The sequence below is a fragment of the Pedobacter rhizosphaerae genome (assembly GCF_900111155.1).
GTDB lineage: Bacteria > Bacteroidota > Bacteroidia > Sphingobacteriales > Sphingobacteriaceae > Pedobacter > Pedobacter rhizosphaerae.
The window spans coordinates 212,534-234,836 of the sequence record NZ_FOGG01000005.1 but is presented as its reverse complement, the minus strand read 5'-3'; the positions used below and the strand labels follow the sequence as shown (position 1 = coordinate 234,836).

Genomic DNA, 22,303 nt, shown 5'->3' with positions numbered 1-22,303 from the left:
AGATGGGGTCATCAGCATTTGTTAAAGAGTTATATATTGACATTTTAGGCGCTCCCTTACGTTAAAACATATAGCAAACTAAAATGTATGTCATCTTTCTCTACTGGCTGGTTGCCCCACTGGCCAGATCATTGAGTGAATCTTGTGCTGGTCCGTGAGTCACGGACCAGGGGTTCAATTTCTCCACTGGCTGCTGTCGAGGTTGTTATCCTGAGCTTTTTGAAGGATAATAGATTCCAGTTTTCAAATTACTAAAAGATTTTCGACAGCCGACGTTATATCGCTAAGCTCAATATCAGAACTAACAATCCACTAATTGAATGGTACAGTTTGTTTGATTGTTAGGCACCTTTCTTAGTAGTTAAGCTTTGCATCAACTGATCATAAAGGTCATCACTTGAAGCTTTTTGTGGTTTAATCTTCTTAACGGTTGCACGTTTACCCTTTGCCTTTGCTTTAATTATTTTTAGCAATTCGTCACTATAATCGTCTTTGAAACTACTGAGATCGAATTTGGCACTGTATTGTTTAATAAGAGCCAATCCAACATCCATTTCTTTTTTTGTGATATTGATATCATCTACGGTAGTAATATCAGACAAGCTTCTTATTTCCTGGTCAAACCGAATTTTAGTGACTACGATAACATTATGCAGTGGATGAATAACACAAAGATTTTCGCTATTTCTCAAAACAAACCTGGCTACGCCTGCCTTTCCCGATTTTTCGAGAGCCTTTAATAAAAGTGCATAAGCCTTCCTACCCTGCTTCTCAGGTTCAGTATAATAAGAAGTTTCGTAATAAATAGGACTTATATCTTTAATATCTACAAAATTCTCTAACTCGATTATCTTGGTCTTCTCTGGAGCAGCTTCTTCAAAATCGTGTTTATCTAAAATGATGTATCTGTCTTTCAGGAAATAGCCACGAACAATCTTGTCATACGGAACCTCCTTTTGAGTATTTTCATTTACCCTTAGAAATCTGATTTTCGCATGATCCCGCTCATCTAGCATATCTAAATCCAGGTTACTATTCTGTACACCTGAATATAATTTAACAGGAATATTTACCAATCCGAATCCTATCGAACCTTTCCATATCGATCTCATAACGTTTTATAAATATACTTACTAACATGAAGCTAAAGCAGATTGTTTTGGGATTAAAAACCGTAAATTGAGAAAAATCCTAAACTATTTAGATAACAGTATGTTATTTAGATACCTAATGTACTAAATACATATGAAAATCGCTTATATTTCTACTTATCCACCACGTGAGTGTGGGTTAGCTACATTTAATCAAAACCTAGTTAATGCTTTAAGCCTAAATCCATCCTACAATGCTAAAAAAAGCTTTATTGTAGCCATGAATGAGTCAGACGATATCAATGAATATGCTTATCCCAAAGAAGTAAAATTTATCGTCCGCCAGCAAAACCAGCAAGATTATATTGAAGCGGCCAACTTTATCAATAACAGCGACGTTGATTCCTGCATTATTGAGCATGAATTTGGTATATATGGTGGAAATAGCGGTGTTTTTCTGCTTTCTTTAATCAACAAACTCAACAAGCCTTTCGTAACCATTTTACATACGGTGCTAAAGGAACCTAATTTCATGCAACAGACTATTATTAAAGAGATTGCAGCAAAATCTGCCAAAATAGTGGTTATGAGCAAGAAAGCAATCCTGTTCTTGAACAACATCTACCAGATCCCCTCGTCAAAAATTAAATTAATTGAACACGGGGTTCCTGACTTAGACCGTTCAATACCAAATCCACTTACTGACACAGCCCTTTTCAAAAACAAAAAGGTATTATTTACTTTCGGATTAATCAGTAGAAATAAAGGGCTTGAAACGGTTATCAAAGCACTTCCGCATATTGTAGATAAACATCCGGACGTATTATATGTGATTTTAGGTAATACGCACCCGGGAGTGGTTAGGCACAACGGTGAAGAATACCGCGACAGTTTAAAACGCCTGGCAGAAGAACTCGGTGTACAAGACCATATTGCTTTTGTAAACAAATTTGTATCTGAAGAGGAATTGCATCATTACCTTACAGCTTGTTATTTATACATTACCCCTTATTTAAATGAAGCTCAAATTACCAGCGGAACGTTATCTTATGCAGTGGGTGCCGGTGCAGCAGTGGTTTCTACACCTTACTGGCATGCGCAGGAGTTATTATCAGAGCGCCGTGGTAAGTTATTCGACTTTAAAGATAATGAACAATTGGCAGAAATTGTGAATACGCTTCTGGCTGATGAGACCAAACATCAGGAACTGAAGGAGAATGCATATCGCTATGGATTAAACCTGAGATGGCCTGCTATTGGAAATGTTTACCTTGAAGTATTGAACGAAGCCCTGATTGCACATCAAAAACCAAAGAGAACTATCCCTCCCATTATAGATGTGGAAAATATGCCCGCCTTAAACCTGGCACATATTTGCTTACTAACTGATGATACCGGAATTATTCAGCATGCAAGGTTTGGCATTCCAAATTTAAAGGAAGGTTACTGTATTGACGACAACGCAAGGGCACTGATTTTGACCATCATGGCATATGATCAGGATAGAAATCCTACCGCAATTAAACTGATGCCGGTATACTTAAGCTTTATTCAGTATATGCAGCGTGAAGACGGGAATTTTAGAAACTTCCTGAGCTTTAACCGCAATTACCTGGACGAAGTAGGTTCGGAAGATTCTTTTGGTAGAACCATTTGGGCCCTGGGCTATTTAATCAATGCTGCCCCGAACAATTCGTATCGCGAATTTGGCAGAGAATTGTTTTCGCACTCCCTGCCACACTTCAAAAATTTAAAATACATCAGAGGTAGGGCAAATACCATCATCGGACTTTCCTATTATTTATTAACACAGCATGGTGATGAAAATATTTTGCTTGAGATCAATCATTTAGCGCAATCGCTAATTAAAGCCTATCATGAAAATAAGGATGGCGAATGGCATTGGTTTGAAGAAATCCTGACCTATGATAATGCGATCTTACCATTAGCATTACTCCATCATTATGAGGCTACGGGTAACGCTGAATCTTATCATATTGCAATGGAAAGCATTGCATTTTTGAATACATTTTCCTTTGAAAACGGCTATCTCAATCCAGTAGGAAATGCAGGCTGGATGAAAAAACATGGCAAAAATCCCATTTACGATCAGCAAGCTATAGAAACCATGGCCATGGTTTTGCTGTACTCTAAAGCCTTTGACATTACAAAAGACAGCCAGTATTTAGAAAAGATGCAAATGAGTTATGAATGGTTTCTAGGCAAAAACAGTCTTCATATACCTCTTTATGACCCTGAAACTCATGGTTGCGCCGATGGTCTGCAATTCAACAGTGTAAACCGTAACCAAGGTGCAGAAAGTACATTAGCTTACTTTGTTTCTCACCTATCAGTCTTAAAAGCAGCTGAAAGCGAGTACGAAACATTAGCTTCACCTTTAGTGGAAGCTGATAAATATTCTTAATACCCAATTTCTCGGAAGTAGAGAGGCACCTTTTGAGGTGTCTCTTTTTTTTATTGAAGCTGAAAATTAGTGCTTAGTCAATAGTCTTTAGTCCTTGGAAAGGTTTAAGTAGCTGGACGTTTGGAGTTTAGCGCAGAAACAACCCTGCAAAGGTATATCTATCCTAAGCACAGACCGACTCCCCGCCTAATTTAGGTAGGGTTGGGTGTGGTTAATTGTTGTTTAATTGTTAATTGGTCAATGTTTCATTGAGCAAGGAGCAGAAACCACCCCCGCCACAACACAGGCTTTCGCACCCCCTCCTTAAAAAAGGCGGGGAGTTGCATGGCGCAGAGCCAGGCATGATGGTAAACTTTTATTTATCCCTATCAATAATCATCCTTACGTTCCAAGCTAAAAGGCTTGAAAGCATAGTGGGCTATCGTTAACTTTTAATGTATGTAGCGAAGCTGAAAACTAAGCTAAGACCTTTTATTTCCCACCGACATTTACTACCACCCCAATGGTAAATATGGAATTACCAGCTGTCATGTATTTACGGTCTTTTAAACCAATATTACTACTTGTGGTATACTGCAATTGGATAGTCTTACTTAATGCCATACGCGTAAAGAAAATAGGCTCAAAGAATATGTTATCTTCCTTAGGTTGAACTACACCATTCAAGAAAAACCTATCCATTTTAACATGGCTAATTCTTAATGCGGTTCCATAGTTAATGGGAAAATTAGTCCCGAATAATTTAAGGTTATTTTTCTTCTTGGAACTGTAATTTACCTGAATAAATGCTTTTCTGTAATCTACTTCCTGTACTTCATTACTAATCAGGATATCATCTTTATAATCGCGAAAAGTAATATCACTCCAACCCTTTCCAACACCACCATAAATCTCAATAATCCGGTTATTGTCTGGGCCAAATGTATCAAAGTAACCACCACCAATCTCAATAAGTTTGTGACCAAAATCCTTTGATTTCCTTTCACTATTCATAGTAGAACCGCTAAAGAGGAATCCCACATGGTCAGAAACAGCGTAAGCACCATTAATACTGGCATTTCCCTTAAGCGAGATGTGTCCTCCACCACTAAATTCACCCTGCTTACTTAACATGGGAGTATTGGGAACATTGGGCATATATACAGATGAACAACTGCTGGCAAAAAGCGCTAAAACTGGAAAGGCTAAACGTAAGTATTTATTCATAGATGTTTTATAAACAGATTTTCTGGTCAAAAATTGTGCTAGAGTTTTATTTAACATGGTAATTGATCGCAAATCAACCGAAGGTCAATCCCTTAATATTTCATTGACATCAATTCCATTACTCTTTTAAACTCGTCGTGCAAGCCTGCTTTAAGATGTAATTTCTCGGTGGTAACCGGGTGTGTGAAGCTTAGTTGTGAAGCATGCAATAACATGGTGGTCATATTCCATTTCTCTAAGAACAACTTATTTTGCTTGTTACAACCATGAGTACGATCGCCGATGATTGGATGCAAGATATGGCTAAAGTGCTTTCTTAGCTGATGCATGCGACCTGTTTTGGGGGTAGCTTCTACCAAAGAATACCTGGAGGTGGGATGCTTACCAAAAGGAACTTCAATCTCTGCTCTTTGCAATGTTCTAAATGAAGTAAAGGCATCTTGAATGGTTCCGTTTTCTTTAGCCAAAGGGTAATCAATATCCATCTCATCTGGTGCAAACCCTCGTAAAATAGCTAAGTACTTTTTATCTGTTTCACCATTCATAAATTGCTGATGCATAGCAATTTCAGAAGGCTTATCAAAAGCAAATAATAAGATCCCACTGGTTTTGCGATCTAAACGATGAACAGGACTTACATGCTTCCCAACCTGATCTCTAAGCATTTGTAAAGCAAACTCCGTAGCATCCCTGGCAATGGATGATTGATGCACCAATAAGCCATGCGGTTTATTAATTGCAATTAAATATTCGTCCTGATAAATGATCTCCAACATCGCTGCGAAGATAAGCTTTCTGTCGGATTAGCTAAACAAATCAAAGGCTAATCGATAAGTATTACAATGTGCATCTACAATATCTTTAATATCAGTAGAATAACCGCCACCCATGCTAACCTGAACTGGCAGATTTCTTTCTTTACAAGCCGATAAAACCATTCGATCGCGTTCCTTACATGCCAATTTACTTAAAGAAAGCTTACCCAATTTGTCTGTAGCCAGTACATCCACACCAGATAAATAGAAAACAAAATCGGGTTGAGCATTTTCAAAGGCTATCTTTAGGTTAGTAGATAAGATATCCAGGTAGGCATCGTCGGCGAGGCCATCATGTAGCGGAACATCCAGATCTGAAATCTCTTTTCTAAAGGGAAAGTTCTTATCGCCATGCATAGAAAAAGTGAATACACGTGGTTCCTGAGTAAAAATTTCTGCTGTCCCATTCCCCTGGTGCACATCTAAATCAATGATTAATATAGATTTAGCTATCTTACTATTAATTAAATAATTAGCAGCAACAGCCTGATCGTTCAGCAAGCAAAAACCTTCACCCCAATTACTCCCTGAATGATGTGTACCTCCAGCTACATTGAAGGCTATTCCGTTCTGGATAGCGAATTTAGCACCGTCAATAGTGCCTTGTGTTATCCTCAATTCACGTTCCACCAGCTGTTGTGTTAAGGGAAATCCTATCCTCCGCTGTTCCCGGGCGGGAAGAGTTAAATCTCTCAATTGCAACCAATACTCTTTTTGATGAGTAAGCAAAATAATTTCTTCCTCAACCATTTCTGGTTCAAATAAATTATGCTGTTCAATAGTACCTTCATGTAGGAGTTGTTCAGGAATCAACTCATACTTCAACATAGGAAACCGATGTCCTTCCGGTAGCGGATGTGCAAATAGCGGATGCCAGGCAATCTTAATCATCAACTTAAAATCTCCTCTACGTGCTTTTCAATATTATTACAAATCTGATCAACCGGTAAGTCATTTGCATCTTCTCCAAAAGGATTCTCTATCTCTTCAGCAATCAGCTCTAAACTGGCCAACACATAGAGAATAAAAGGTACGATCAGCACCAGGTAATAACCTAAACTAAACACCCATCCAATAGGGATGGTTAATACGTAGACGAAGACAAATTTCTTGATAAAGGCACTATATGAAAAAGGAATGGGTGTATTCTTAATTCGTTCACAGCCACCACAAATGTCTGTAAACTGGTTCACATCATTGGTTAAAACGATAAGCTGTTCTTGCGAAATCAATCCCTGCTTCAGCAAGTCGTATAAACGCGAAATCATACTACTGGCAATTTGATTCGGGATATGCTTACCTGCCTCCACTTCTATTAAAAAACTGTTCTTGCCAAAATATTGCCTTTCACGCAGGTGCTCTTTCATCGCAAAAGCATACTTGGGAATCCCGTATTCAAAGAAACGAACATCGCTTTCAGGTAATCTTAACGCCTTAATCTTCATGGCAAAATTACGGCTCACGTTAGTTAACGAGCCTAGAAGCTTCCTGCCATCCCACCAACGATCGTATGAGGTGTTTGTTCTGAAAACCAACAGCATAGATATAACGAACCCTAAAAGGCTGTGCATCATCCCTATATTACTAACGTAATCGCTCTTAGAAAGCTTAAATACATTCAATTCCAAATAGGCCACCAAGGCAGAAAATACCGCCACGCACAGCATTAAAGGCCACAACTTTCTAAAGGTATCTGCTTTATGGATATGGAAAATAAAATTAAACCAATCTTTAGGATTATAATTTATCATAATTGAAATGATTTTTAAAGTAAAAAACCGCTTAAACAAGCGTATTGGCATTTTAACTCATTTAATATAACCGCCAGATAGCCTTCTTAATTCAGTATCCAATTATACAAAAAAAGCAGGCATTGTTTCCAATCCTGCTTTCAAAGAAATTCTTTAAACTAAAACTTCATTGTATCGTGCTTCCCAAGGTCAGGTGTGTCGCCTGTAACCAAAGCCTTCAAGGTACTAAACAATACCACAATTTTTGAGGCAGAAGCATCCCAATATTCAGCCGATTCTGGAACTACTTTAATTAAAATCAACCGGGGATCATCTATCCCATCGGGGAACCAGGCTTTAATGAAAGGAGAAAAATAAGCCTCCTTCCTAACTCGGTCATCCACTAACTCAGCAACACCTTTAACAGTTAAATAGGTATTGTTACCAGGATCGCTATACGCTAACAACACATTATTCTCTTTTGAGACTTCTTTAGACTTTAAAGAATACTCATTGGTAAAAAACCACAAACTCCCGTCTTCTTCAATTTTTGCCGTTCCCATCGGCCTGCTACCGAACTCGTCATCTTTGGAAAAGGTGGTAAACATACATATGCGTACGCTCTCTGCCATTTCCTTTAAAATTGATATATTTTTTTCGTTTTTCATAATCAAGGTATTTTGTATGAAAAACAGTAGCTAAAACAGAATGTTTTAAGTTATCTAGCACCCACAGGTTTAAACGTGATTTGGCTTGCTTACATATTTGTTTCCCTTTACAAAAAACCGCCAGGGCAAAAGTGCATGTTCTTTGGCATAAGCAATACCTACACGTGGACTGGCTATAATTTCATCATCAGCATATTTAAGACCCTGATCCTCAATCCAGATCTCATCACCAGTTAAATTTTTGGCATTAAAAGAACGGTCAATACCCAAAGCCTTAGCTGCAGAGCCTGGCCCTGATGAAATAGCGGCTTTAGTAACCACCATATTTCTTCTCTGCTCCATAATCTCCTTACCTACTAACGGTTCTATTGCCCTGATTAAAACTGCATGAGGTTCATCTTTTACCGAACTGACAACATTAAAGAGGTGGTGCATGCCATAACATAAATACACATAAGCAATACCGCCCTCGCTATACATCGTTTCTGTCCTGGCAGTGCGGCGGCCGCCATAAGCATGCGAAGCCTTGTCATTAACGCCAAAATATGCCTCAGTCTCTACAATTATGCCCGCAGTAACTTCTCCGGCTATCTGGGTAAACAGCACCTTGCCTAACAGATCCTGAGCTAAAAAGATCACATCTTCATTAAGGTAATAGGCCGGCTGTAATTTCAAAATATCCTAAATAATTACTTTAATAAAATATCAATAACTTTCTGTAAATTAATTTGATCTGTAACATCAAAATGATTTAAGAACTCGCTATCCACATCAAGTACTCCAACTACAGCTCCATTTTTTACCAATGGCAAAACAATCTCTGATCTGGAAGCCGAGGCGCAGGCAATATGCCCTGGAAACTGATCTACATCAGGCACGATTAGCACTTCATTTTGTAGCCAGGATGCGCCACAAACGCCTTTTCCCTTTTTAATCCTGGTACAGGCTACAGGCCCCTGGAAAGGCCCCAACACCAATTCTTCTCCCTTAACTAAATAAAAACCTACCCAAAACCAATTAAACTGCTCCTTTAAGGCCGCAGCGACATTCGCCATATTGGCAACAAAATCATCCTCTCCTGTTAAAAGGGCTTCAATTTGAGGAATTAATGATACATATTGCTCCTCTTTATTTATATTTCTATTGATAATCAGATCTTCAGCCATGGCTATAATTATTAAGTGATCACAACAAAGTTAGTTAGGTTTTGTGTAATTTGATGCCTGGGCTAATTTAATGACCAAATTCTTGCTAACAATGGCAATAGCTTTCCACAACAAACAATCGAACTATTAAAAATGATTAGTTTTGCGGGGAAAACACATTATGATTGTTGCTTTAACCATTACCAAATACCGGGGACTTACCATTCCATTTGCCTTTTTGGGGATGGCAATATTAAGATTACCCTTAATATTAAATCGAAAATGTAAATTTTGGAAATTAATGGGCAGCGGAAAGAATGCTCAGGTAGATCTTGCTCCTGATTTTAAACACTGGGCCATACTCACTACCTGGGAAAACAAAACTGATGCAGACACTTTTTACAAAAAATCTTTTGTTGTAAAATGGTTTCGGTTTTTCGGAAAAGAAGAATTCACCATCTTACTTAATCCTTTATCTAGTCATGGCTTATGGTCAGGTAAAGAGCCATTTAAAACCAGCACCGGTTCTACTAACCCACAACACCAGGTGGCCGTTATTACCAGGGCCGCCATCCGCCTGAGCAGATTAACTGAATTTAGAAGAAACATTAAGAGAGCAGCAGAATCCATGCGCAAAGCGGAGGGTTTCATCCTATCTGCCGGCATCGGCGAAAATCCACTATTTGATCAGGCCACGTTTTCGGTCTGGGAAAATTTGGAGAGCATGAAAAACTATGCCTACCGAAACTTTGATCATTCTGACGTAATTAAGCTCACCAGAGCACGCAAATGGTATTCTGAAGAGTTATTTGCACGCTTTGAAATACTAGAGAGCTGGGGGAGCTTAAATGGCCTTTCTCTTTCCAGCAATAATCATTCAAATCATCATAATTAAAAATAACATGAGAGTTATAGCAGAACTTCCACATCCGGAATGTAAGATCACGATTTTTTCAATGAACCAAAAGTACATCGTAAAATTTGAACAGGGTACTTTCGAGCAAAGCTACAAATTGGCGGAACTGGATTTAAGTGGAGGCGGGGTTAATGATGTATTCGAAATCCTGGATGAAGAATTTATTGGCACCGTAATCGAACGCTTTAAGCAGATGAGGACCGATTTCACCGCAGCCTATAAAAGACATCAATTTTAACATATTAAGACACTGATATACAGTAATATAAATACTAAATCAGAATTTTATTTGGCAAAATACTTACCTATATCCGCTGTTTTATCAACCTTAAGAGAGTAAATACTTTATAAAAACAAAACCAAACACCTGATTTACTGATGTTTATAATTAATCACCAAACAATATTTTGGCCTCCATTTTTGCCAAATAAATGGTAAATACTGCTTTTTAGCTAAGCGAGATTATTTTTATTTAATTACAAAGGGCACAAAGTTTTTCACAAAGAACACAAAGCTAAGTTTACACCTTTCTTGAATGGCTTATATAGCGCAAGGCGCACAAAGTAGGGAAATCACTTGTTATGGTTTAACGGATTAGGCGCTCGGCCCCCGTAACCACCTGTAACACCTATAAACCACCTAAGGCATCTAAGCTTTGTTGAGCTAATTTTCATTTCTCACTCCCTATTCCGTGCCCTCTGTGTTTCCGTGGCAAAGATTATGTATTATGCTGTACAACTATAACATCTTAACCACAAAGGGCACAAAGCTAAGCTTACACTTTTCTTCAATGGCTTATATGGTTCATAATAAGTACCTGGTTCTGCCTCTTTCTTGTTTTCATAACTCAATGGTTGTTTTTATTTAACCACAAAGGGCACAAAATGAAAGCGCATAGCGCACAAAGTAAAGAATTCACTGTAATGTTTGAACGGATTAAGCACTCAGACCCGTAACCCACAACACGCAACCTGTAACACCTATAAACCACCTAAGGCATCTAAGCTTTGTTCAGCTTATTTTCATTTTCCACCCCCTATTCCGTGTCATCTGTGTTTCCGTGGCAAAGATTATGTATTATGCTGTACAACTATAATACCTTAACCACAAAGGGCACAAAGCTTTTCACAAAGAACACAAAGCTAAGTTTACACCTTTCTTGAATGTCTTATATAGCGCAAGGCGAACCAAGTAGGGAAATCACTTGTTATGGTTGAACGCATTAGGCGCTCGGCTCCCGTAACCCACAACACGCAACCTGTAACACCTCTAAACCACCTTAAGCATCTAAGCTTTGTTGAGCTAATTTTCATTTCCCACTCCCTATTCCGTGCCCTCTGTGTTTCCATGGCAAAGATTATGTATTATGCCGTACAGCCATAACATTTTAACCACAAAGGGCACAAAGCTTTTCACCAAGAACACAAAGCTAAGCTTACACGTTTCTTCAATGGCTTATATGGTTCAGAATAAAGCAACTGGTTCTGCCTCTTCTTTTGTGTTTTCATGACTCAATGGTTGTTTCTATTTAACCACGAAGGTCACTAAGTGAAGGCTCAAAGCGCACAAAGTAAAAAAATCACTTGTTATGGTTTAACGGATTAAGCACTCTGCCCCGTAACCCACAACACGCAACTCATAACCTATTTAACCACAAAGGGCACAAAGTGAAGGCGCAGAGCGCACAAAGTAAGAAAATCACTGTAATGGTTGAACGGATTATGTACTCTGCCCCGTAACCCACAACACGCAACCCATAACAAATATTATCCAAGTACCGTATCATGTACCACTACCCTATACCAATTACCAGAAAACTTCTCTACAGCATCCAGATGCGTCTTATCTTCCTGGTAAGCGTTATGGTCTTCAATAGTGGCAAAAGTAATGGTTAAGGAATACGTAAACGAGTTATCCGTTACCGGACGAACAGGCGTGTTAGCAGCTAAACCATAACTTAATGTCTTAATATACTTAATAGGCTTTAAACTTTCGAAAAAGCCGGCAAAATCTGCTATTTCAGCTTTGCTGAGTTGGGGTTTTAACCAGAACATTACAAAATGCTGTATTTGCCCCTTTAAAGGTTGATTTTCTTCGGTCATAGGTGATTATTTTGCTAAATATAAAAATCATTTCAGCAGCCACAAAAAAAGCGGCTATGTTTCCATACCCGCTCTTCAAATATTTGAGAACCTATAACTAGTTCTTAGGCTGCACTCGACCAGATTTTCTGTCTTCACCTCTACCGATTAAATAACCGCCACCAGCTCCAACTAATCCGCCAATAATAGCACCTCTTCCTTTTTTCTTATCAATTAACGCACCACCAACAGCACCTGCTGCACCACCAATAACGGCACCTTTAGCAGCATCACTCCATCCTTTTTTCTTAGCTGTAGGTTGAGTTCCTCCGTATGAACTAGATGAACCACCCGAACCGGAATATGCCGCCGAACGTTGTCCTGCTCTTCTAGCCGCTGCCAATTCTGCTTCATGCTTAGCCTGCACTTCAGCTTCCTTTTTAGCTACTTCGGCTCTTTTGAAACTATCTAAACGTAAACTATCTTTAACAGCTTTAATCGCCAACTGCTTTTGTGCTTCTTGCTGTCTTAATGCTTCTTCTTGTTTTGCTTTATTGTTACAAGCAAACATAACTGAACTTAATGCGATTACTACCAATATCTTTTTCATAACATCTTTTTTATTAAACGCTTGCTTAAGCTTCCTAACCAGCTAAGCAGGTTTTATTTGTACGTGTTTTAGTTAATTACAGATACTAAAGAAAAAATGATGCCAAAATGTTTTAGCGGATAAAAATTAATCCAGTAAATCCATATACCAAAAGCCTAAATCGCTTGTTACTGAACATACTCCATCAGTTGATGAATCGGTACTTTTAGGTGCTGCGTAAGTTCTATACACCTTTTCACCCAGCACAAAATGAACATTTTTTCGAAAAACCGGGCCTTCATAAGCAAAAGTATGGAATTCGCCATTTTCACCACAGGGATCTATGCCTGGAGGTAGCTGATCAATAAGCGCAGTGGTAATCACCTTACCGCAAAAATCTGCTAAATTCTTTTGAGCACATACAATTATAGTTTGATAGCCCAGTGCTAAAAACTCATCAATTAGGGCTTTAGTGTCCTTTTTCCAAATCGGAAATAATGCTTTTAGTCCAACTTCGGCTAGCTTATTTTCCCGGTAGTCTCTTAAATCTTGCAGGTAAATATCTCCAAAAATAGAATGAGTAATTCCCTCGGCCTTAAACTGAGTAAGATGAATTCGCATTGTATCATCATAAGTTTGCATATCAGGCATTTCCGGCAATCTGATTTCGTACAATGGAATGCCAATGCTTTCTGCCTGCTTAAGCAATAAAGTATCTCTAACCCCATGCATAGATACCCTACTATACTTTTCACTTATGGTGGTTACCAGATAACAAATTTCTAAAGCTGGGTCCTGAAGCGCATAATGCAAGGCCAAAGTACTGTCCTTCCCTCCGCTCCAGTTAAAAATACACTTCTTCTTAAGCATTGTTAAGCAGAATATCTTTTAACTTTTGCATCCCCACACCAGCTTTTTCAGCAATAGCAGTTACATTTTTATACCTTCCCACTTCAGGGATATTCGGATCCACCACGTACTTAGTAACCACATGAGGAACATAGCTGATTAAGCCAGCAGCAGGATAAACGGCCAGCGAAGTACCAACCAGTAAAAAAACATCAGCTTGTTTACAAATTCTTGCGGCTACTTCAATCATGGGCACCGATTCTCCAAACCAAACCACATGTGGACGTAGTTGAGTACCCAATTCGCATAATTCGCCCATCCGGATTTCATCTCCTACAATGGGATAAGTTAATGATGCCCGCCTATCGGATTGAGATCGGGTAATAATACCATGGAGGTGAATTACCTTGGAAGATCCCGCTCTCTCATGCAAATCGTCGATGTTCTGAGTGATGATCTCCACATCGTAATGTTCCTCCAAATCTGCTAAAATCTGATGTGCAGCATTAGGCTGAGCCGCTAACACCTGTTTACGTCGCTCGTTATAAAAATCCTGGACCAGTACAGGATTTCGTTCCCAGGCTTCTGGTGTAGCTACATCATAAACATTATATCCTTCCCATAGCCCATCACTATCTCGAAAGGTTTTTAACCCACTTTCGGCACTGATCCCTGCACCGGTTAAAACCACTAGTTTCTTCATATCTTAGTTAAAAGTTTTGATTCCTGCAGATTGAAACAAAGATTTAATCAAATCATATTTTCCAAGGCAAGTATCGCCAAAGCTGGCCTCGTATTTCTTACTTACACCGTTTGCACGCCAAACGTTGAATGCAGTTCCTTTAAAATCAATGTTTAATGCCGTAAATACGCTGCCATCCTGATCTAAAAACACCACAGCGTTAGCTGGATGCTGACAATCAAACACCAGCTTTTTTAAAGGATAGCCCGCGAAGCGATTGGCGTAAAGGGTAAACATTAAAGAATCAATTTGGCCACTGTTCAGTTCCTTTTGCGCTATAATCTCTTTTGAATTGAGTCTTCCCCCACTTAAAAAGGAAAACGTATTTTGATTATTTCTATCGATAAAGGAAATGTATAAGATTTTTTTAGCCTTTCTAAACTCAGGATGATGGTATCTGATTGTGTTAATGGTTCTGAGCCAATAGGCGTTATCATGGCCATTACCCTGCAACCTAACCACACATTTACAGGCATCAATATATGCGCTAACTGCTGAATCGGTATATTTCTTTTCTTGCCCCTTAACAAATGATGCAGCAAAAACCAGAAATACAATAAAGCTTAGCCTCGCATTCATTAATCAGCAACTATCAGATGATTAAAATTTACAAATTTCCTGGCAATCACTTCATCTGCCTTAAATATCTCGGGATGAAACATGCAGGACAATGCTTCGATGCCCTCTACCAATGTTCCTATGCTGGGTTGCGTAAACATATCAAAATCTGCAATATAAACCTGGTTTGATTTTACGGCGGCTAATTCATCCCAGCCCGGCTTAGCCATTAAGATCGACATTTCTTCGGTACTCCGCTTTACATCAAAACCACAAGGCGCAATCACCAACACCTCTGGATTGTACTTCAGTATTTTTTCCCAGGGGGTAACAATAGAATCGCCGGCAGGATTAGAAAGCATATCTACACCACCTGCCGCAGCAACCTGAAATGGAATCCAGTGACCGCAATTGTAAACAGGTTCTATCCATTCCATGATCATCACCCGCTTTAAAGGTGCTCTGTTTGCCCTAAGTGTATCTAAAATATCATCCGTTTTACGTTGTAGCTTAGCCAGATAATGTAGCGCTACCTCTTCTTTTCCCATAGCCCTCGCAATGGTTAATGCACATTCAAAAACATCTTGCAGATTATTTGGCGACAATGGAACAAGCCGGGGTTGCTTGCTTAACTTCATCACCGCTGTTTCTGTGCATACGGTATCGATGTTACAAACCTCACAAACGTCTTGCGTGAACACAATATCCGGAGATATACTTTCCAAAAGTGCATCATCTACCCAGTACAAACTCTTCCCTTGTGCTTTGGAAGCAGAAAAAATCCGATCGATTTCTATACTGGAGTAGTTTTTACCTTCTAAAATACACCTGACTATTTTAGGTAAATCAGCGGCCTCTTTTGGACATTCGAAGGTTACACCATAAAGGTATTCTTGCAAACCCATGTCATAGATCATTTTGGTTGCAGCAGGAAGAAAAGAAACAACTTTCATCGAAAATAATTTAAACGCGTAAGGAATTTACATCTCTGCAAACCCTTTTAACGCGAAATACTAAGATAAAAAAAATCCTCTTTTGAATAGCTCAAAAGAGGATTTAATTAAAAAACCTTAAAAATTATAGGGTTTGTGTCTTTAATTTAAGCACTGGGTATTTTACTTTTAACAATTCAAAACCTCCAAAAAGGATGGCTCCATAAATCAAGGTTCCTTCTAAAAATCTGATTTCAAATGGAATTGCCTTTACCAAACAGTTCCAATAACCTGCTAAATCTTGCGTAAACAGTGGGTTTTTATACCATGATCCAAAATCGCTAACGATCCAGTGGATAAATACGATAGCAAGTGTAGAAAGTAATAGGTTTGCAACAGTTACTTTTTTCAATAACAATCTGCCCACCAACACCATTAATACGATGGCTAAATAAGTGTAAGTCTCCTGAATCAATAAGATATCTACATATTGCTTATAAATGGTAGTATACAATACCACATCACTAATAAGTAAACTTAGAATTGGGAAAGCGAAAGCTTTTAAATTGTCTTTAAAATAGGCTCCTCCAAATAATGCTACTGCTCCAAGTGATGAAAAATTAGCAAACTGAAGCGCTTCAGAATTGAATGTAACCACTAAACGAAATACTGTAATGACCAAAATCATTAATAGTAAGGTTAGGTTACGCGGATTGAATCTTAAATTAGACATTTTATCGTTGATTTAATGTAATGCAAAGTTAAGTTTTTTATCTGATATTAAAACTTAGCCCTGCGTTAAAATTGAATCCCATGGTGCTGTAACCAATAAATTCATTGTATTTCTCGTTCAGGATATTCTTTGCATCAAAGAAAACTTTAACTCTTTTATTGAAAAGCGCATACTCTGCATAAGCACTCAACAATTTATAAGACGGTAGTTCTTCGACAGCATATGTGCTGAAATTTGTATCGAAACGCTTTCCGAAATAACGATAATTCGCACTTACATATAGGTTTTCTGTAGCCTGAACGCCTGCATTTAGGCCAAAGGTATGCTTAGGTCTGCGGATTAGATAGTTAATGGTTCCATTTGTTCCTTCTACATAAGCATAATAACCATTAAAATTAAAAATGTTTAATTTAACAGATGGCTCAATTTCGAAACCCTTATCTTTTTGACTGGCCACGTTATCATATCCTGTTGCACCATAAAGTATTGCGTCCTTCAGGTCGCGTTTAAATGCTACTAACCTTAAATTAAACTTCTCGTCAGCAAAGCTAAAGCTTGCACCTGCTTCATAATTTTGAGACTTTTCTGGTTTAAGATTCAAGTTAGCACCAAACTGGCCAAATAACATGCTCAATGTTGGCACCTTAAATGCCGTTGAAACCGTTCCGAAAAGCTTAACCTCTTTAATGATGTTGATACTTGGAGTAACGGTATAAGTATAGTTTTCGCCATATTGATCGTGTTTGTTGTATCTTCCGCCTACTTCTAAATTGAAGATGCTTAAATCGTGTAAAAACAATGAGCCATAAGCTGCGAAGATGTTAGTTTTTGGTGAATTTGTTCCACTAATGAGTTTTAGATCTCTGTTATCTAATCCCAATAATAAATCGAGCTTATTGTTAATTTTCTGATTATAGAATAAATCTACGATGTTAATGCTTCCCTCGCTGGAGTAATTAGAAGGAAACCCCATAAAGCTTGACTGGCTATCGTTAGATGTTTTCTCATAGCTGTAGTTTAGCGTTATTTTGCCGGTATTGAACTTATAAATGGAATTAAAACCTCCGCTAAATTGTTTCAAAATTGAATGATTATCCAGAGAACCGTCTACAAATGCATCTTCATCAATTTTATAATTACCATAGAAGTAGCGTAAAAATGGATTAACCGAAAAGTTCTTATCCAGCTGGATGCCAAAATTAGCATTTACACCATCGGCCTTAAAGCCATCCTTATCCATGGCAGCTGTACTTCCAGCTGGTGCTGCAGCTTCAGAAATACCATCAGTTTTAGTATGGGTATAGTTTACATTGTAAGAAAAGCCCTCTACAGCGCCATTTAAACCAATGGTTCCTTTGTAGCTTTCGTAACTTCCTGCAGATGCTACGCCATAAATGGTATTGCCTCTTGGTCCGCCTTTTTTAGTAATGATATTAATTACTCCTGCAACTGCATCAGAGCCATAAATGGTAGACTGGCCACCTCTTAAAATCTCGATATGATCAATCTGATCTATTGAAAACTGACGTAAATCGAAAGCCCCGCCATTGCCTGAGGGATCATTCTGTACAATACCGTCAATCAATACCACCGTATAACCACTGGCTGCACCTCTAAAAAATACGGATTTGTTTTGTCCGGGGTTACCTGTAGCACCCGACACTACAATTCCTGCCTGCTCATTTAATAATTCTGGCAAAGATTTACCATGGCTACGGTCTAAAATTTCTTTACCAATAATGGTAACTACCTTGCCTGTTTGCGATTGCTTCTGATCGTTCTTGGTAGCAGAAATCACCACGTCTTTAAGTTGTAGACTGTCTTGTGCACTAGCCGATTGACTAATGATTAATTGCGTAAGTCCCAGACTTGCCGCAACTAAAATACTTTTTTTGTTCATTTGATTGTGAGTTTTGCCCACAGCCAACAGATTAGAAAAGGAAATGAAAATACGAAAATGGTAGTATCTCAATCCTAGCTTCAATCCCCGAAAGCTATGAAATTATACGCTATTGGCAGGTATTCTGACTTGTTTCCGATTTTTTCAACCTTCCCATCTCCCTTAGGATACAGTGGCCCTTAGAATAAAAAAATCGTTATAGAAACTTACAGCTGCGGGACAGTTACAGATTTTCACTGTATTCCCTTTTAATTCCGGTTATAAAGCCGAAAACCAAAAGCGCTGCAAAGGTAATAAAAAAAGGCTTGCTTGTATATAAAGCAAAACCGCCTTGTTCATCATTGCATATGCGAGAGGGATAAATTTACTGGTCCGTGGGCCACGGAATCTCCAACTCCCCTCCTTTTTTCAAGGAGGGGGTGTGAAGCCATGTGTAATGGAGGGGTGGTTGAAATACAAAAAACCTCCTTGTTCATCATTGCATTTGCGAGAGGGATAAATTTACTGGTCCGTGGGCCACGGACCAGGGGGGCAATTAAAACCTTATTGATGAAACACCGTTATTGCAGGAAAATGATAACCTTCATAAGGAACTGTATTTTTCAATGCTCCAGCGGTATCATAGAAATATAAATTATTGATGGCATAATTAGCGCCATATCCCGATTGTACGGTTTGAATAACCACCTGATTTAATTTGGGATCATAACCAATACCTTTTCCATAAAAAATCTGTTTATCTGGATTAGTGGCAAAAGGTGCATTTAGAGAGACTGCTGTTCCGTCATATTTATACACTTCGCTTCCACCACCGAAACTTCCTGTTTTTAATAAATAAACAATGTTGTCTTTGGTTGAGGCTGTAATTGATCCAGCATGCCAGGCTCCCCAGGAAGCGTACGTGGTAAAACTTAAACTCACGCTATCTTTAGCTAAAGTTTGTGGGTCTGTTTGATAAAGGTATTTTGCACCTGCATACCAAACTTTACCATTTGGTGTTTTGGCGAAACCTACCGTCATTCCTTTAATTTTTCTATTTAGCGTATAATCTGATGCGTTGTAAATTAACAGTCCATCAGTTGCACTATGCATGAAAATATAATTACCAGATTTAATCATATCTCCAACCTGCCCATCTGCACCAACTAATTTCGCATAAGCGGTCATGTTTTTTAGGTTAACCAAATAAACACCACTCGAACTACTTAATAGGCCTGTGTTTTCGTCAATTCCTAAAAATGCTCTCCAATCGTTACCGCCTTTAGCTGCAATTCGGGCTTTTTCTTTTAGGGTATAAGCATCTACAACTACTACTGGCCCGCCTACTTTGCTTACCAGGTATAAATTATCCTTAAAAATAGTACCGTACTGAAGCGTAGAACTTTCAGGTTTTAAGTCTTTACCAGCATTCTCTCTTTTGAAAATACTATCGGTTAACTTTCCTGTGCTATAATTAAAAAAGCTTACTTCGCCCGTTCCACGTCCAAACCAACCTTCGTTGACAATAAAAAAACCATTCTCAAATTTTCCTTTTGCTACAGGTTCAACTTCGGGCTCTACCAGGGCATCTTTTTTACAAGAAGCTGCAAAAAGGGCAATAAAAAGGGCTATTAAAAGGTGTTTTGTGTTTACTGATCTCATTTTTTATTATTTCTGTATTTATTTAATTCCTAAATCTTGTGCGCCTTTAATTTCCGTAGAGATTTCGCCCATGATCAAATTTCCTTTCTCTCTTTGTCCGGTATATACCTTCACGAAATCGATGGTTTTCAATTCGACTTTTTTACCTGTTTTATCTACTGCCCAGGAAATATCGAAGCTGTTATATTTCTTTGTTGCGTAATCATCTCCTATAGACCAGCTATCGGTATAACCCCAATCAAATGCCGTATTAACGAAAATGCTTCCTACTTTTCCGAAGGTAGAAGGCAACAAAGTTCCCTTAAGGGTAAGTTTTTCCTGATCTGGAGCAAATTCAGGATAGAAATTGTGTTTGTGGTAAATATTGATGTCATAGGTACCGCTACCGCCCTGGTTATCTGTCCAGGCTACATTGGCATAGCCCTTAGGGTTAACATAAGTAATTTCGTAGTTTTTAACTGTTAAGGGATTGCTGTACTCACTGCCAGCTAACTCATACCATTCATCATCGGGCTTACCGTTTCCGTTAACATCCTGACTTACCATTACAATGCCTGGCTCTGCCCATTGTGTGTTTCCACCGATGGGATTGCCATAAATAGCTAAATCATTACCCGTATTATTCACTACAGAGTGGTCGAACCCAAAAACAACATATCCGCCAAAACCACCCAGGGTTAGCAAACTGGTTTTACTTACATCACCAATAATCTTCTGTGCTCCCGCAGGCGAACCTATGCCTTCATTAATGAACTGTCCAGGTGCCGGGAGATATTCGAATATCGTAGTGATGTACTTGCTACTGTTCGGAGATGTTTCAATTACAGGAACAGGGACCGTAACGGTATATTTATGTGTAAAACTGCCTGCGGTATTAGAAGCGGTATATTCTATAATGTATGTGCCCGACTTTAAGGGTGTAAATTCATAGTTATAGGCTTCGCTTACTACAGTTCCATCAAGTTTCCATAAGTGTTTGAAGGGTAATCCGTTATTGGTACCTGCGCTAAATGTAGTTTTTACATTTACTTTCGCCTCAACAGCATCGGCTTTAATGGCCAAATTTACATCAGGAGCAATCTCCTTTTCATCCTTTTTACAACTGTATAGCAGGGTAAAAATGCTTAATACTATCAATAGGTAGCTTTTCTTCATGTGTTTTATTATTTATATGTTGATTATTTATTTAAGAATACAAGGTGCGCAGGGATATCGCCGGTAGTGACCGAGAACTTCTTTTTTCCTGCTTTATCGAAACAATAAAGTGTTCCGGGACTTACATAGTCTTTCGCGTCGGTAACATAAACATCACTGTTTACAGGATTTACCGCTATTCCATATGGGATTACAATTGACTGATCTGTACCATCAGTAATAAAGCTCTTGCTGATAATGGTTTCGTCCTTTACATTAATTTTTGCGTAGCTGATGGCATTAGAACCTGTGTTATTGTTCCATTCTACACTGTAGAGATAGGCTTCGTCTTTATCGATGGCAATATTACTTGCAGCCAGGTTAAAGGTCTTTTTAACCTGATCGGTCTTCGTATCAATCACAAAGAGATTAGATGGAATATTGTAATAATCCCCTCTTGAAGTAACATACAAATCGCCATATTGATCTGCCTTCAGGCGATGTAAATTGATGGCCACATCTATCCTCTTCGTTTCGGAAAGCGTGTTTAAATCAATTACTGAAACAGTACGTTCATAGTTTGGATAATTATAGCCTCCAGAGTTAGCTACATACAACTTTGTACCTACTATAGCCATTTCCTCGGGTTGTTTACCAACAGCAATCTGCTTTTCCTCTTTTAAGGATGCGGTATCCACTACCGATACGTAACCATCGTAAGCGGTTATGTAGGCTTTGCTTTTGTAAAAAGTAATGTAACGGCAATTGGGAATATTAATCTGCCCGATACGTTTGGCGGTTTTAGCTGCTAATACTTCCACCTTATCAGACATATTTACCACAACATACAGTCTCGAACCATAAATTTTAATGTCGTTTCCTACATCGCCCAGACCCAGGGTTGCATTCGGGTTAGCCTGACTGTAAATATTCTTGCGATAATTACCCGAATTGAAGTCGTAATAATCCAATGATGACTTATTAGAGCCCATATTGGCCTCATTTAAAAGGTAAAAACCTGCTAATTCCACGCTTGGTTCTGCGGGTAACTGTTCCTGGTCTTCAGGAATGAAGCTGTCGTCTTTCCTGCAAGAAGCCATGCTTAATACGACACAACTTAGGCATAAGATAAATTTGGTATTTTTCAT

Annotated in this window: 22 protein-coding genes and 1 riboswitch; of the genes, 3 read left to right on the top strand and 19 right to left on the bottom strand. The window is 38.6% G+C overall.

All coding sequences use genetic code 11. The features are described from left to right. Positions 1–341: 341 nt before the first annotated feature. On the bottom strand, positions 342–1,112 hold the full coding sequence (ku, locus tag BMX11_RS06200) for a non-homologous end joining protein Ku (protein WP_090882523.1): 771 nt from the start codon (positions 1,110–1,112) through the stop codon (positions 342–344). Positions 1,113–1,245: 133 nt separating this feature from the next. On the opposite strand from ku, the gene BMX11_RS06195 reads away from it, so the two are divergent. Further along, the gene (locus tag BMX11_RS06195) at positions 1,246–3,516 is read left to right on the top strand and encodes a glycosyltransferase family 4 protein (RefSeq protein WP_090882521.1); all 2,271 of its coding nucleotides are present in this window, start codon (positions 1,246–1,248) and stop codon (positions 3,514–3,516) included. 471 nt (positions 3,517–3,987) lie between these two features. On the opposite strand, the gene BMX11_RS06190 is transcribed toward BMX11_RS06195, so the two are convergent. The 7 genes from BMX11_RS06190 to BMX11_RS06160 all read right to left on the bottom strand — a co-directional run bounded on the left by BMX11_RS06190 (position 3,988) and on the right by BMX11_RS06160 (position 9,101). Continuing rightward, the gene (locus tag BMX11_RS06190) at positions 3,988–4,722 is read right to left on the bottom strand and encodes a hypothetical protein (RefSeq protein WP_090882585.1); all 735 of its coding nucleotides are present in this window, start codon (positions 4,720–4,722) and stop codon (positions 3,988–3,990) included. A 92-nt stretch (positions 4,723–4,814) separates the two neighbouring features. Then, entirely contained in the window at positions 4,815–5,498 is a 684-nt protein-coding gene (locus tag BMX11_RS06185) for a pseudouridine synthase (RefSeq protein ID WP_090882520.1), read from the bottom strand. 27 nt (positions 5,499–5,525) lie between these two features. Next, the gene (locus tag BMX11_RS06180; RefSeq protein ID WP_090882518.1) at positions 5,526–6,428 is read right to left on the bottom strand and encodes a histone deacetylase family protein; all 903 of its coding nucleotides are present in this window, start codon (positions 6,426–6,428) and stop codon (positions 5,526–5,528) included. Beyond that, complete coding sequence (locus tag BMX11_RS06175; RefSeq protein ID WP_090882516.1) at positions 6,428–7,288, bottom strand: bestrophin family protein; 861 nt, start codon at positions 7,286–7,288, stop codon at positions 6,428–6,430. Before BMX11_RS06175 ends, BMX11_RS06180 begins: the two co-directional genes overlap by 1 nt. A 158-nt stretch (positions 7,289–7,446) precedes the next feature. Continuing rightward, positions 7,447–7,935 carry a pyridoxamine 5'-phosphate oxidase family protein gene (locus tag BMX11_RS06170; protein ID WP_090882514.1) on the bottom strand — a complete coding sequence of 163 codons (489 nt, stop codon included), beginning with the start codon at positions 7,933–7,935 and terminating at the stop codon, positions 7,447–7,449. A gap of 69 nt (positions 7,936–8,004) precedes the next feature. Continuing rightward, entirely contained in the window at positions 8,005–8,610 is a 606-nt protein-coding gene (locus BMX11_RS06165) for a DNA-3-methyladenine glycosylase (RefSeq protein ID WP_090882512.1), read from the bottom strand. A gap of 14 nt (positions 8,611–8,624) precedes the next feature. Continuing rightward, complete coding sequence (locus BMX11_RS06160; RefSeq protein WP_090882510.1) at positions 8,625–9,101, bottom strand: GAF domain-containing protein; 477 nt, start codon at positions 9,099–9,101, stop codon at positions 8,625–8,627. A 142-nt stretch (positions 9,102–9,243) separates the two neighbouring features. Between BMX11_RS06160 and BMX11_RS06155 the strand changes: the two genes are divergently transcribed. Together BMX11_RS06155 and BMX11_RS06150 are read left to right on the top strand one after the other, a co-directional pair. Then, on the top strand, positions 9,244–9,975 hold the full coding sequence (locus BMX11_RS06155; RefSeq protein WP_245738590.1) for a DUF3291 domain-containing protein: 732 nt from the start codon (positions 9,244–9,246) through the stop codon (positions 9,973–9,975). A gap of 7 nt (positions 9,976–9,982) precedes the next feature. Further along, positions 9,983–10,234 carry a hypothetical protein gene (locus BMX11_RS06150; protein ID WP_090882583.1) on the top strand — a complete coding sequence of 84 codons (252 nt, stop codon included), beginning with the start codon at positions 9,983–9,985 and terminating at the stop codon, positions 10,232–10,234. 1,528 nt (positions 10,235–11,762) lie between these two features. Here the strand turns inward: BMX11_RS06150 and BMX11_RS06145 are convergent. The 11 genes from BMX11_RS06145 to BMX11_RS06095 form a co-directional block, all read right to left on the bottom strand. Further along, positions 11,763–12,098 (bottom strand): Dabb family protein, encoded by a 336-nt coding sequence (locus BMX11_RS06145; protein ID WP_090882506.1) that lies wholly within the window; start codon positions 12,096–12,098, stop codon positions 11,763–11,765. Between the two features lie 97 nt (positions 12,099–12,195). Beyond that, complete coding sequence (locus BMX11_RS06140; protein WP_090882504.1) at positions 12,196–12,687, bottom strand: YMGG-like glycine zipper-containing protein; 492 nt, start codon at positions 12,685–12,687, stop codon at positions 12,196–12,198. Positions 12,688–12,813: 126 nt separating this feature from the next. Further along, a complete protein-coding gene (locus BMX11_RS06135; RefSeq protein WP_090882502.1) occupies positions 12,814–13,536 on the bottom strand; it encodes a Dph6-related ATP pyrophosphatase in 723 nt (240 codons plus the stop codon). Continuing rightward, the gene (locus BMX11_RS06130; protein ID WP_090882500.1) at positions 13,529–14,218 is read right to left on the bottom strand and encodes an SIR2 family NAD-dependent protein deacylase; all 690 of its coding nucleotides are present in this window, start codon (positions 14,216–14,218) and stop codon (positions 13,529–13,531) included. The genes BMX11_RS06135 and BMX11_RS06130 overlap by 8 nt, the downstream gene beginning before the upstream one ends. Positions 14,219–14,221: 3 nt before the next feature. Further along, entirely contained in the window at positions 14,222–14,836 is a 615-nt protein-coding gene (locus BMX11_RS06125; RefSeq protein WP_090882499.1) for a hypothetical protein, read from the bottom strand. Continuing rightward, positions 14,836–15,768 carry an ABC transporter substrate-binding protein gene (locus BMX11_RS06120; protein WP_090882497.1) on the bottom strand — a complete coding sequence of 311 codons (933 nt, stop codon included), beginning with the start codon at positions 15,766–15,768 and terminating at the stop codon, positions 14,836–14,838. Before BMX11_RS06120 ends, BMX11_RS06125 begins: the two co-directional genes overlap by 1 nt. A 124-nt stretch (positions 15,769–15,892) precedes the next feature. Then, positions 15,893–16,480, bottom strand: coding sequence for a DUF6580 family putative transport protein (locus BMX11_RS06115; RefSeq protein ID WP_090882495.1), 588 nt, complete (start codon positions 16,478–16,480; stop codon positions 15,893–15,895). 37 nt (positions 16,481–16,517) lie between these two features. Then, positions 16,518–18,380 (bottom strand): TonB-dependent receptor plug domain-containing protein, encoded by a 1,863-nt coding sequence (locus tag BMX11_RS06110; RefSeq protein WP_090882493.1) that lies wholly within the window; start codon positions 18,378–18,380, stop codon positions 16,518–16,520. 97 nt (positions 18,381–18,477) lie between these two features. Then, positions 18,478–18,673, bottom strand: a riboswitch (cobalamin riboswitch). Positions 18,674–18,923: 250 nt separating this feature from the next. Beyond that, the gene (locus BMX11_RS06105) at positions 18,924–20,021 is read right to left on the bottom strand and encodes a DUF5074 domain-containing protein (protein ID WP_090882491.1); all 1,098 of its coding nucleotides are present in this window, start codon (positions 20,019–20,021) and stop codon (positions 18,924–18,926) included. Positions 20,022–20,039: 18 nt separating this feature from the next. Continuing rightward, positions 20,040–21,176 carry a PKD domain-containing protein gene (locus BMX11_RS06100; RefSeq protein ID WP_090882489.1) on the bottom strand — a complete coding sequence of 379 codons (1,137 nt, stop codon included), beginning with the start codon at positions 21,174–21,176 and terminating at the stop codon, positions 20,040–20,042. A gap of 23 nt (positions 21,177–21,199) precedes the next feature. After that, positions 21,200–22,303, bottom strand: coding sequence for a YncE family protein (locus BMX11_RS06095; protein WP_090882487.1), 1,104 nt, complete (start codon positions 22,301–22,303; stop codon positions 21,200–21,202).